General features: G+C 51.7%; 9 protein-coding genes. 7 read left to right on the top strand and 2 right to left on the bottom strand.

What is annotated here, in order from left to right; genetic code table 11:
* The first annotated feature begins 170 nt into the window (after positions 1–170).
* From fadE to L384_RS11015, 7 genes are all read left to right on the top strand, one after another.
* Positions 171–2,615, top strand: coding sequence for an acyl-CoA dehydrogenase FadE (fadE, locus tag L384_RS10985; RefSeq protein ID WP_023315472.1), 2,445 nt, complete (start codon positions 171–173; stop codon positions 2,613–2,615).
* Between the two features lie 108 nt (positions 2,616–2,723).
* Positions 2,724–3,500 (top strand): amidohydrolase, encoded by a 777-nt coding sequence (locus L384_RS10990; protein ID WP_023324198.1) that lies wholly within the window; start codon positions 2,724–2,726, stop codon positions 3,498–3,500.
* Between the two features lie 452 nt (positions 3,501–3,952).
* Positions 3,953–4,615: a helix-turn-helix transcriptional regulator gene (locus tag L384_RS10995; RefSeq protein WP_023315470.1), complete on the top strand. Its 663-nt coding sequence runs from the start codon at positions 3,953–3,955 to the stop codon at positions 4,613–4,615.
* 187 nt (positions 4,616–4,802) lie between these two features.
* The gene (locus tag L384_RS11000; RefSeq protein WP_023324197.1) at positions 4,803–5,438 is read left to right on the top strand and encodes a hypothetical protein; all 636 of its coding nucleotides are present in this window, start codon (positions 4,803–4,805) and stop codon (positions 5,436–5,438) included.
* Between the two features lie 252 nt (positions 5,439–5,690).
* Positions 5,691–7,940: a type I secretion system permease/ATPase gene (locus L384_RS11005; RefSeq protein ID WP_023324196.1), complete on the top strand. Its 2,250-nt coding sequence runs from the start codon at positions 5,691–5,693 to the stop codon at positions 7,938–7,940.
* Complete coding sequence (locus L384_RS11010; RefSeq protein ID WP_023315467.1) at positions 7,937–9,286, top strand: HlyD family type I secretion periplasmic adaptor subunit; 1,350 nt, start codon at positions 7,937–7,939, stop codon at positions 9,284–9,286. Before L384_RS11005 ends, L384_RS11010 begins: the two co-directional genes overlap by 4 nt.
* Positions 9,287–9,290: 4 nt before the next feature.
* Positions 9,291–11,036, top strand: coding sequence for a TolC family protein (locus tag L384_RS11015; RefSeq protein ID WP_023315466.1), 1,746 nt, complete (start codon positions 9,291–9,293; stop codon positions 11,034–11,036).
* Between the two features lie 70 nt (positions 11,037–11,106).
* On the opposite strand, the gene L384_RS11020 is transcribed toward L384_RS11015, so the two are convergent.
* A complete protein-coding gene (locus L384_RS11020; protein WP_023324195.1) occupies positions 11,107–12,108 on the bottom strand; it encodes a hypothetical protein in 1,002 nt (333 codons plus the stop codon).
* Positions 12,109–12,118: 10 nt separating this feature from the next.
* Entirely contained in the window at positions 12,119–13,051 is a 933-nt protein-coding gene (locus tag L384_RS11025) for an ACP S-malonyltransferase (RefSeq protein ID WP_023315464.1), read from the bottom strand.
* Between the last annotated feature and the right edge of the window lies 1 nt (position 13,052).

Genomic DNA, 13,052 nt, shown 5'->3' with positions numbered 1-13,052 from the left:
TAAAGCCATGCGAATCGTCCGGCGTTTTGATTTTTTGTGCCGGCTAAAACGCGAACAATGTGAACCAGGTTGTAATTATTTTGTAAACACATTGCTAAAGGAAATGACATCAACTACAACCATATCATCACAAGTGGTCAGACCTCCTACAAGCAAGGGAGCTTTTCTTTATGATGATTTTGAGCATTCTCGCAACCGTTGTACTGCTCGGTGTGTTGTTCTATCACCGTGTTAGTTTATTCCTGAGTAGCCTGATTCTTCTGGCCTGGACGGCTGCACTTGGCGTCGCTGGCCTGTGGAATATCTGGGTTCTTGTTCCCCTGGCCATCATTTTACTGCCGTTTAACCTGACGCCGATGCGTAAGTCGATGATCTCTGTGCCGGTGTTCAGGGGATTCCGTAAAGTGATGCCGCCGATGTCGCGTACAGAGAAAGAAGCGATTGACGCCGGTACGACCTGGTGGGAAGGCGATCTGTTCCAGGGCAACCCGGACTGGAAAAAGCTTCACAACTATCCACAGCCGCGTCTGACCGCCGAAGAACAGGCCTTTATTGATGGTCCGGTAGAAGAAGCGTGCCGCATGGCAAACGACTTTGCCATCACTCACGAAATGGCCGACCTGCCGCCTGAGCTGTGGGCATACCTGAAAGAGCATCGCTTCTTCGCGATGATCATTAAGAAAGAGTATGGCGGTCTGGAATTCTCCGCTTACGCTCAGGCTCGCGTGCTGCAAAAACTGGCGGGTGTCTCCGGGATCCTGGCGATTACCGTTGGCGTGCCAAACTCCTTAGGCCCGGGCGAGCTGTTACAGCATTACGGTACAGAAGAGCAGAAAGATCACTACCTGCCGCGTCTGGCGCGTGGCCAGGAAATTCCGTGCTTCGCGCTGACCAGCCCGGAGGCGGGCTCTGATGCCGGCGCGATCCCCGATACCGGCGTGGTTTGCATGGGCGAGTGGCAGGGCCAGCAGGTGCTGGGCATGCGCCTGACCTGGAACAAACGTTATATCACCCTCGCGCCTATCGCCACGGTGCTGGGCCTGGCGTTCAAACTCTCTGACCCGGAAAAACTGCTGGGCGGTGAAGAAGATCTGGGCATTACCTGTGCGCTGATCCCAACCTCGACCCCAGGTGTTGAGATTGGTCGCCGTCACTTCCCGCTGAACGTACCGTTCCAGAACGGTCCTACCCGCGGTCAGGATATCTTTGTCCCGATTGATTACATCATCGGTGGCCCGAAAATGGCCGGTCAGGGCTGGCGTATGCTGGTAGAATGTCTGTCTGTGGGCCGCGGCATTACCCTGCCGTCGAACTCAACCGGCGGTCTGAAATCGGTGGCGATGGGGATTGGGGCTTACGCGCATATCCGCCGTCAGTTCAAAATCTCCATCGGCAAGATGGAAGGTATCGAAGAGCCGCTGGCGCGTATTGCGGGCAATGCATACGTGATGGACGCCGCAGCCTCGCTGATTACCTACGGAATTATGCTGGGCGAAAAACCCGCCGTGCTGTCGGCAATTGTGAAATACCACTGTACCCACCGTGCACAGCAGTCAATTATTGATGCAATGGATATCGCAGGCGGTAAAGGGATCATGCTCGGTGAAGGCAACTTCCTGGCACGCAGCTATCAGGGCGCTCCGATTGCCATCACTGTTGAAGGGGCAAACATCCTGACCCGCAGCATGATGATCTTCGGTCAGGGCGCCATTCGCTGCCATCCGTACGTGCTGGAAGAGATGGCTGCCGCTCAGAATAATGATGTGGATGCCTTCGACAAGCTGCTGTTCAAACATATCGGTCACGTCGGCAGTAACAAGGTGCGCAGCTTCTGGCTGGGCCTGACGCGCGGGCTGACCAGCGCGACGCCAACCGGTGATGCGACCAAACGTTACTACCAGCACCTTAACCGTCTGAGCGCCAACCTGGCTCTGCTGTCTGACGTTTCCATGGCGGTGCTGGGCGGTAGCCTGAAGCGTCGCGAGCGCATCTCCGCCCGTCTGGGTGATGTGCTGAGCCAGATCTTCCTGGCCTCTGCGGTGCTGAAACGCTACGACGATGAAGGCCGTCAGGAAGCGGATCTGCCGCTGGTGCACTGGGGCGTGCAGGATGCGATGTATCAGGCCGAACAGGCAATTGACGATCTGCTGGCGAACTTCCCGAACCGCTTCGTGGCAGGTGCCCTGCGCGTCGTGATCTTCCCGACCGGTCGTCATCACCTGGCGCCGTCCGACAAGCTGGATCACAAGGTAGCGAAGATCCTCCAGGTACCGAGCGCAACCCGCTCTCGTATTGGTCGGGGTCAATATCTGGCACCTACCCCGCATAACCCGGTAGGTTTGCTGGAAGAGGCGCTGCTTGACGTGATGGCCGCCGACCCGATTCACCAGAAGATCTGCAAACAGCTGGGCAAAAATCTGCCGTTTACACGACTGGATGAGCTGGCAAAACAGGCGCTGGCGGGTGGCATCATCGACAACAGCGAAGCTGCGATTCTGGTGAAAGCCGAAGAGAGCCGTCTGCGCAGTATTAACGTGGATGATTTCGAACCAGAAGAGCTGGCGACACAGCCGGTAAAGCTGCCGGAGAAGCACCGCAAACCTGAAGCCGCATAAGACGTTCAGCGTCCATCAACCCCGCTCCGTGCGGGGTTTTTTAATGCCACATTTTCTCGTAATGACGTGCTACAGTGTCAAAAAGCGATCTTTTAAGGAGTCGGTATCGTGCCTGGTTTGAAGATTTCTGTTTTGCAGCAGCCTTTAGTTTGGATGGACGGTCCAGCCAACCTTCGCCATTTCGATCGCCAGCTCGAAGAGATTAGCGGTCGCGATGTGATTGTCCTGCCGGAGATGTTCACCACGGGTTTTGCGATGGAGGCTGCAAAACAGTCGATGCCGCAGGACGAGGTTGTGGCCTGGATGCACGCCAAAGCGCAGGAGACAAACGCGCTGATTGCCGGTAGCGTCGCCCTCCAGACCGAACGCGGGCCGGTTAACCGCTTCCTGCTGGTCGAGCCAGAGGGAAAGGTGCATTTCTACGATAAGCGCCACCTGTTCCGCATGGCGGATGAACATCAACATTATGAAGCCGGAAGCGAACGCGTGGTATTTGAATGGCGTGGCTGGCGTATTCTGCCGCTGGTCTGCTATGACCTGCGCTTCCCGGTGTGGTCGCGCAACCGCAACGATTATGACCTGGCGCTGTATGTTGCCAACTGGCCTGCGCCACGTTCACTTCACTGGCAGGCGTTATTAACGGCGCGGGCAATTGAAAACCAGGCTTATATTGTGGGATGTAACCGCGTAGGCACGGATGGTAACGGACACCATTATCGCGGCGACAGCCGGGTAATAAGCCCGCAGGGAGAAATTATTGCTACAGCCGAGCCGCATCAGGCCACGCGAATTGACGCCGAGCTTTCGTTAACTGCGCTAACGGAATATCGCGAGAAGTTTCCGGCCTGGCAGGATGCCGATCGTTTTAGCATAGAAAATAAATAAAGGACATCGTCGTTTACTTTAGCCAGGTCGTACGAGAACCTAATGCGCGACCTGGTAAATAAGCAATATTTACATTCACACTGAATCTGACGCTCCCGCCCACCCCCTCTTTTATTTTTATCGAAACATTCTATTCCAACCTTATAAAGTTTAGTCCTTCAATGTTTAACATTATGTTAATTGCAATAGCATTACCAAGTGAAAACAAATAACCACCCATTAACAAAACAGAAGAACAATAACCCTAAAACCCGTAAATCGGCCATTTAAGAAAACATGTAAGTACTTGAAAAATATAGACTTAAATCTTAAATGCAGCCTGAAAAGGTGTGTTCAGACTATTTAATTAAGACTTATACCAGGTATTCAGTATGATGCCTCACATCAAACGACGAGGTTGATGCTTCGTCCAAAACTAATATCGTGCTTAATCATCGCGTATAAGGTGTAATATGTTATTTCACACTAATAACTCTATTTATTTATCTCATAATGATGGTCAGCAGGTGAGCCACACGCCGTCGATGCATTGCTATGGTTGTGTGAAAAAATGCCTGTTTGGTGACGCTGAAGCGTGCGCTCGTAAAACCTGCACAGGACTTGAATGCTATATTTGGCCTGATAACAATTCTTACCTTGTAGAAGGTATCCGGCACTATTTTGAATGTGTGAGCGACAAATATATTTCTCAGCCAGTCGTGATTATTGATTTTAGCCATAAAAATATCACCTATTTTCTGAACGATAGCTGGCTCGAACAATTCAAAAATATGCGCCTTATCCTCGTCACTGACAAAAAGATGACGGCGATTGCCCATTACTGGTTCTATAACGATACGTTAGAGACCACCATCAGCTCTATTATCTTTTATGATGATTCCGCTGAGGAGGTTGCCACGAAACTGAAGAAAACGTTCCTGGCAAAAACGATCAAACCATCCGGGAGTAGGCCAAAACTGAGCCAGAATGAATTCAGCCTGTTTTCGTTCTTGTTCAATGGATGGACACCTAAAAAAATCGCGTATCAGAACGGTACTAGCGTCAAAAACACCTATGCCATGAAAAACAGAATTGAGCGCAAACTGGGAGTTTCTATCACCCGCCTGGTGAATTAGCCTTAAATGGTATTGCGTAAAAAAATCGACAATCACGGATGGGGATTAATTTCTGTAGAAAATTCCTGGATAAACGATGCTTTATCTCATCACAACTCGTTTTTTTCCTTAATGCATTATTAATATAAATATTGATATATTATAGTAGATTTAACATTTATAATTTTAACGCATAGAGTTTTATCACATGGATATCGTTACTATTAGACATATTGAGCACAACGACAACACTATGCGCTGCTATGGGTGTATGAATAAATGTGTTTTTCCTTCTTTTCGTACTGAACAACAGGGCGAGTGTAATGGTTCTGAATTTTATATCTGGCCTGAAAATAACTCTTTTTTGATAGAAGGTATATTACAATACTTTAACAACATTACGGTTAAAATCATTTCTCAACCCATTGTAGTCATTGATTTTAACTATAAGAATATAAATTTTTTCTTAACAAACAGCTGGTTAGATCGTTTTAAAAACGCAAGACTGATCCTGATAACTGATAAAAAGATGGCCGCGATTGCCCATTACTGGTTTTATAACGACACAAGCGAAACAATAATCAGCACCGTCATTTTTCATGATGATATTATTGATGATATAAAATTTAAAATTCGCCAGTCGTTCCTTGGCAAGATAACGCGACCTTCGGAGAAGAAAGCCAAACTTAGTGCAAATGAATACGCCCTGTTTTCTGAATTGTATAAGGGACAACTCCCGAAAAAGATAGCCATGAAGAATGCTACAAATGTTAAAAACATTTACGCCATGAAGATAAGAATCGAGAACAAGCTGGGCGTACCTATTTCAAGGCTCGCCAGTTAACCCTCAGTTCAAAAAACCTGAAAAAACATAAACCTGGATCAATCCACATATAATATTCTTAATCATGCAGTGGTTTATCTTTATTGTGTACATATACGGCTAACTTTACACTACGATATTGCCAGCGCTTGTAATTTCACTATAACCATCAGCCATAAACTTCGTACTTACGGATGTTCTTGGTCAATTTTAATAGCATGCCTTCACTTTATTTTTAAAGTAAGGAACGTAACTACAGGTCTGGATTCGATAATGAATACGCATCTTTCCACCGTAAAAGTTAATTCAGAGCACGATTTCAATAATATTGAAGAACCCAGAAAAGATTCTCTTTTGTGGGGTGTTGAATGGCTTTGTGCACATCACGCTAAGTATGCCAGCAAAGAAGTTCTTTACGCTGGCTTGCCGAAAAGCGACAAGCTTGAGCCGGAAATGGCTTTGCGTATGCTCGACCAGATGGGGATATCTGCTGGCTGGGTAAAACGCGATCTTAATTCAATATCGTCCTGGCTCTTTCCGCTGCTGATCGCCCGCAAAGATGGAACGTATTGCATTATTACCGCGCGTAACGGTAAACGCGGACAATTCACCTATCAGATCGTGGTGCCTGAAAACGAAGGAATACTTACCGTTTCAGCGGCTGATTTGCTGGAAGTTTACGGCGGCTATGCCCTTGTCACCACGCCAAAACCCAGTCTGGATGCGCGTGCCGACGATCTTCTCTTACCGAAAGCGCAGAATGAAGGTCACTGGCTTTATTCTACGCTGTGGCGCTACCGCCACTATTTTTACAGCGCTGCGCTGGCGGCACTGCTGGCAAATATACTTACGCTGGCTGGCACCTTCTTTACGATGAACGTCTATGACCGGGTGATCCCGACGCAGGCCTATGTCACCCTCTGGTCGCTGGCTATTGGCGTCGTGATTGCCAATATATTTGAGTTTTCCAGCCGCCAGATCCGCGCATACCTGATCGATATCGCGGGGAAAAAGGCAGACCTGATCCTGGGCGCGAAGCTTTTTCGCCAGGTGATGTCTATGCGCATGGAATATAAACCACATTCTTCCGGGACCTTCGCTAACCAGCTGCGCGATTTTGAGGCAGTACGGGATTTTATTACCTCTGCGACGCTCGCCACGCTGTCCGACCTGCCCTTCTGCGTGCTGTTCATGTTCATCATTTATATGATTGGCGGTCCGCTTGCCGTGGTGCCCCTGGTGGCAATGCCGCTCATTTTAATTGCCAGCATCGTTATTCAGTGGCCGCTGGGTCGCTATATGGAAGAAAACGTTCGCGAGATTTCGCTCAAGCAAGGCCTGCTGATTGAAAGCATTGAGGGACTTGAAGCCCTGAAAGCTGCGCAGGGTGAAGGCGTTATGCAAAAGCGCTGGGATGATTTCAGCGCGCTGGCTGCCGCTTCCTCCATGAAAACCCGCAACCTTTCCATGCTGACAACCAATTTTGTCTCCTTCGTTCAGCAAATTACCACGGTCTGTATTGTTGTGCTGGGTGTGTATTTGATCCACGCGGGCGAGCTCACGATGGGCGCCATGATTGGCGTAGTGATCCTTTCCAGCCGTTCTCTCGCCCCGCTGGCATCCGTTGTCGGGCTGGCGTTGCGTTATCAGCATGCCAAAACGGCCCTGAAATCGCTTAACCAGCTGATGGATACCCCCACTGAACGCGATTCCTTAATTACCTATCTACCAACGCCGAATTTCACGGGCAGCATGCGCCTGCACAAAGTGGGGTTCACCTATCCAGTGCCGGGAATGATGGTAGCCCCGCGCATTCTCGAGAATATCAATATCAATATTGAAGCCGGTGAGCAGATTGCGATTCTGGGCAGGATCGGCAGCGGGAAGTCTACCCTGCTGCGGGTGATGGCGCGCCTGTATCAGCAGAGCAGCGGGCAGATATTCATTGATGAAGTTGATGCAACCCAGGTTGATCCGGCGGACTGGCGTGCGGCCGTAGGCTATGTCGGGCAAGACTGCCGTCTTTTTTACGGCACGCTGCGTCATAACATCATTATTGGCAACCCGGGCGTAAGCACGGAAGAGTTTCTGCGCGTGGTTCGCCTGACCGGGCTGGATCAGGTCGCAGCCAGACACCCGCTGGGTTTTGACATGCCCATTGGTGAAATGGGGAACTGCCTGTCGGGTGGACAAAAGCAGCTCGTTGCACTGGCCCGCTGCCTGTTGCTAAGGCCGAAGATTTTACTGATGGATGAACCGACCAGCTCCATGGATGCGATGACGGAGACGTTATTCCTGCGGCGGTTAAAAGAGGCCACAAAGGGGCAAACGCTGATCATTGTCACGCATCGCATGTCCGTACTCAGTCTGGTTGAACGCCTGATTGTGCTGGAAGACGGGCACGTTGTGAAAGACGGGGCAAAAGATCGGGTCATGGAAAGCCTGAATGAGAACGTGCTGAAGAAAAAACAAACGATGCATTCGGTTGAAGAAAAGCAACAGGAACAAGGTGTGAAGGGATGATGAACGAGGACGATGTGAATCAGAACGCCTCAAAAGGAGAGGCCGATAGCGGAGCGGGAGCTTCCTCCACGGCGTTGAGAAAAATTGAGGGCGGCGCCGGAAAAACAGCGCTGGCGGTGCAAAAACCGCAGCCGACAGGAAAGGTAAAAGCGGACGATCTGAAATTCATGCATGACCTGCAGGGCGCCCTGATCGCGCAGAAAACCCCTTTCAGCATGATCATGCTCTATACCATCACGATGGTTGTCGTCGTCGCGCTGGTGTGGGCACATTTCGCTCGCGTTGAAGAGATAACGCGTGGCGATGGAAAAGTCATCCCGGCCAGCCGTGAGCAGCTTATTCAGAGCCTGGAGGGGGGCATTCTTGAGGAGCTGAACGTTCAGGAGGGCGATATTGTCGAGAAAGGACAAATCCTGCTGAAAATCGACCCCACGCGTGCCGGCGCCAGCTACGGTGAATCGCTTTCAAAAGTTCAGGGGCTGAAGGGCAGCATTGCTCGTCTCAGGGCTGAAGCCTATGACACTCCCCTGACCTTCCCGCCGGAAATTGCAGGAATTGAGTCCATCGTGCGTGATGAGACGCAGGCCTATAACGCGCGCCTCAAAACCCTGAATGAAAGCGTACAGGCATTGCAGCGCAGCCTGGCACTGGCGCAAAACGAGGTCAGCCTTTCCGAGCCGCTGGCTCGCAAAGGGCTGATGTCCGATGTGGAGATCCTGCGCCTCAAGCGTCAGGCCAACGAGTTCAGCCTGCAAATTGCCGAACGGACCAACCGCTTCCGCTCTGATGCCAACAGCGAGCTAAACCGTCTGGAATCTGAACTGGCGCAGGCGGAGGAGATCCTGCGCGGACGTCAGGACGTGATGAACCGTACTACCGTTGTCGCCCCCGTGCGCGGCACGGTAAACAATATCCGCGTGACCACGCGCGGCGGAGTTATACAGCAGGGAGCGGAGATCATGACCATTATTCCGCTCGAAGATAACCTGCTGGTCGAAGCCAAAATTAAACCCTCTGATGTGGCATTTATTCATCCGGGTCTTCCCGCGACGGTAAAAATTACCGCCTACGACTACGCCATTTACGGCGGCCTGACCGGCGTCGTCGAACACCTGAGTTCAGACACGCTAATTGATGAAGAGAAAGCCCGTCAGGGACGTGGTGATTCGACCTATTACCGGGTCTTTGTCCGTACAAACCGGGCGGCGCTACAGGTTAAAGATAAAGCGTTCCCGATCATTCCGGGGATGGTGGCAAACGTTGAAATCAGAACCGGGGAGAAGACCATTTTGTCTTACATCCTCAAACCAATACTGAAAGCGCGTGAAGCATTCAGGGAGAGATAATTTTATGGTTAAGGCACGTAAAGAGCGCCGTTGGGCCAGGGTTGCAGCCGCGGTTGCACTCTGTTTGCCCTGCTCTTCTTTTGTCACCCCGCTTCACGCGGCTGACGCGGCGCAGATCAAAAACATCCCGGCCTCGCTGCCACCTATGCGCACGCAGTCAGAACTAAACCGCGCATCGCAAACGCAGCCGGTAGCACGCGCGCGTTCTCAGAATGCCGCGCCTGCCACATCCTTGCCTTCTATGCGCACGCAGTCGCAATATGCCAGTACGTCCAAAGCCGTGCCGACTCGGGCCTTCTCCGCGCCGCAACCTGAGCGTTATGCCACCGCACAGCAGGCCGCAGCGCCAATGTCGAAGCCGCAAAGCACGGCGGGTAACAGGGCAGCACTGAAAAAGAATTACGACTTCTTCCCGGCCGTCACCGAATACTATGAGCCCGATCCGGCCTATGCCACAGTTCGTCGCCACAGCGCGTCGGCAAATAGTCGCGCCACCAGCGGCATGGTGCAAGGCAACTTCAACGGCACCAGCACCAGTGATTCGCGGGAGTTTCTTCGCAGCATGGTCGCAAGAGCGCTGGCGTACAGCCCCGAACTTCGTGCAGCCTCCTCTGAGGTTCTGGCCTCGGATTATATGGTGGATCAGGTCAAAGGCCAGCGTTTGCCCCAGGTGCGGCTGGGCGTAACCTCGCCGTTGACGACGATGGGTGGAGATCGGCAGGCTTCTTCCAACAACACGCATTTTAGCGACTCCAGCGGAACCGTATCCGTTAATACCCCGATCATCGACTGGGGCAGGATCGGTAATCAGGTAGATAACTCGCTGGAGACGGCCAAGGCCGCTCGTTATTCAAAAGAGTATTCCCGGGAGCAGCTGGCCTATAACACCGTGTCTGAACTGATGAATATGAGCCGCTATGAGCAAAGCCGAATAGTGGCGAAGCATTACGTTGGTCGGATGAAAGAGCTGGTTAATATGCTGTCGCAAATTACCCAGGCGGACCGCGGCAGAGAGAGCGAACTGGTACAGGCAAAAGCGAAACTGATGTCTGCACAAGCGAGCATGGACAATATCGAACATCAGCTGAGCGCGAGTAAAATTAAGCTGGTGCGCCTGCTTGGCGCAGAGCCATCGCTACCAGACGATCTCAACTGGCAGGATACGATTATTCCGGCATCGGTCGCCATTGCGTCGCTGGATAAGAACCCGATGATGCTGAACCTGCAAGCAAAAGTCCGCGCTGCGGAATATGAAGCGGAGAGCATTAAGGCCGCGGCGCTGCCGCAGGTCAACTGGGTGGTATCTAAAAGCACAGCCAAAGACAGCAACGGCAACGAAAGCGGCTGGTATACCGGCCTTAACGTCGAATGGGAAGCGTTTAGCGGCGGCTCTCAGCGTGCCGCTCAGATGACGGCCCGCGCCAAAGCTAACGTCGCGCAGCAGCAGTATGAGGTGAGTTACCGCGACCTGGAGTATCAAATCAACTATCAGGTGCAGGTCCGTGATTCGTCATTCCTGCGCGCCGATGACTACGATCGTCTCTCAGGCGAAACAGACCGCGTGCGTCAGATGTTCTACCAGCAGTGGTATCACCTGGGCAAACGAACGCTGCTTGACGTTTTGACCGCTGAAAACGACCACTTTAACAACCAGCTCTCCGCCATTAATAATCGCTATGACGGATACATTTCCAACGTAAATGTTATTGCCAGCGCCGCGATGATGCTGTCCTGGATGCGAATAACCTGAATCGTATCGACCTGATAAAAAGCCAGACCGTCAGTAATGACGGTCTGGCTTTTTTATTGCCTCTGACGTCTTACCACAGCGGGTTTTCTTTATCGATCTCCGCCCAGCGCAGATACATATCGCTCGACATCATGAAATCGTTATGCCATTTCCACCACGTATGGAGAGCGTAATAGGCCAGGCAAGGGAGGTAGCTGAGCAGGAAGTACACTTCAAACCATACCTTCCATCCGAGCAGGGTAAGCAGCAATCCGACAATCGCCGACCAGGCAAACTCCACACACAACAGCATCACCAGCCTCAGCCACAGCGGTTTCTCAGACAAAGCCCGCCAGGGGATCGCCGGAGAGAAAAAGAGATCGATCTCGTTAAGGAAAAGGTGCCCCAAAAAGATATATCGCTTCGTGAACCGTAAAAACAGAAGATTGATTGCCAGCACCACCGCACAAAGCACCAGCATGGTAATGATGGACTCGAGGGTGAAGTACCGGCCATAGCGCTCAAATTGCTCACTGTTACGTAAGGGACTAATTGTCAGCAGGTTCATCACGATGGACAGGGTAATGGCGATGGCCAGATACTGGGACAAACGCTTATATTTCCCTTTATCCCTTGTCGATGCGATGACCTGTCGAATGTAGATCGTGCGCATCGCGGCGAACATTCCCCAGATAATCAGCGGGGCAACGATGGTCAGCGTCAGCAGCACGATGTCCGGCTGAGCCAGGGTAAGCATCAGTGCACTAATGCCAGCGAAAACCAGCGTGGCGATAACCATAGCAACGAGAGGATCGTAAACAATCGGAGCCGTCGGCCGGGCCTCTTTCTTGAGAAAAATGGACAAGTCGACATTCTTAACCACGCACTTGTACGCCCAGAACGCCTTGAGGTCGGCAGTGAAGCTATACAGTATCAGCGCAAAAATAGCGCTCGCCAGCCAGACATCCTGTCGGGTAAAGGAGAACCCGGCATTTTTCCAGTAAAAGCCCAGCAGCACAAACGTCACGATATAGATAAAAAGAAGGTTCCTTTTATCCTGAAAGCGAATGAACGTTAAATAATCTGGAATCATATCTCGACCTTTACATCTCTAATGCTTTTCTACAGTGCAGAACGCGTTCGGCATTAAAACCGACGAAATCATTCAGCATTTGGCCAAGATAAGGTTTGTTACTCATCTCCAGGAACAGCGGGCTGCCTGGCTGTTCGATAAACCGCGTCATGGATTCACGCCATTTGACCGTGTGGGTCAGGTGCAGCGAGAGGTTTTCCTTAATGGCCTCCGGAACGATTTCTATTTTGCCCGTCACGTTCATCAGCACGTCGTACGCGGGTGAGGTGAAAGGCTGTCCGGCGAGAAAATCGCGCATCAGCTGTACGCCCTCTTCCATCAAACGCGTGTGCCACGCGCCGCTGACGCCGAGCTTAATCGGCTCATAGCCTTCGTCCACCAGCACCTTAGCGAACTCGCTAAGCGCAGCCGGTGTCCCGCCGATAACTTGCTGACGCGGGGTATTATCACAGCTAATATCCAGCTCAAACCCGTAGCGGGTGATGATGTTGCTCAGGGCGGCAAAATCCGCCCCCTTCAGCGCAATCATCGCGCCCTTCTGCCTTTTGCTGACCGCATCCATGGTGCTGGCGCGAAAATGGAGGGTGCGGAAAAGCGTCTCCAGCGAGATCGCACCCGCAGCGTAAAGCGCACTGTATTCCCCCACGCTGTGGCCACAGGCTCCCGTCACCCGAAGCGCCGGAAAACGCTCGCGGCAAAGGGTATACAGCGATACGTTAATTGCCGTGACGGCCAGCTGTTGCACTGTAGTCTGAATCAGTCTGTTCATCGGCCCCTTTAGGCAGAGTCGGCGCAAATCAAGCCCAGAAATATCGCTGGCACAATCCCAAATCTGTTTCGTCGTTGAATTCAGATCCCAGAGATCGCTACCCATCCCAATCACTGGATTCCCTTGCCCGGAAAACAGCAGCACGACAGGCTGCGATGCGTTATTAAGCGTCATT

Source organism: Enterobacter sp. MGH 38 (assembly GCF_000492855.1).
Classification (GTDB): Bacteria; Pseudomonadota; Gammaproteobacteria; order Enterobacterales; family Enterobacteriaceae; genus Enterobacter; species Enterobacter hormaechei_C.
This window is presented reverse-complemented; position numbering and strand designations above follow the sequence as displayed.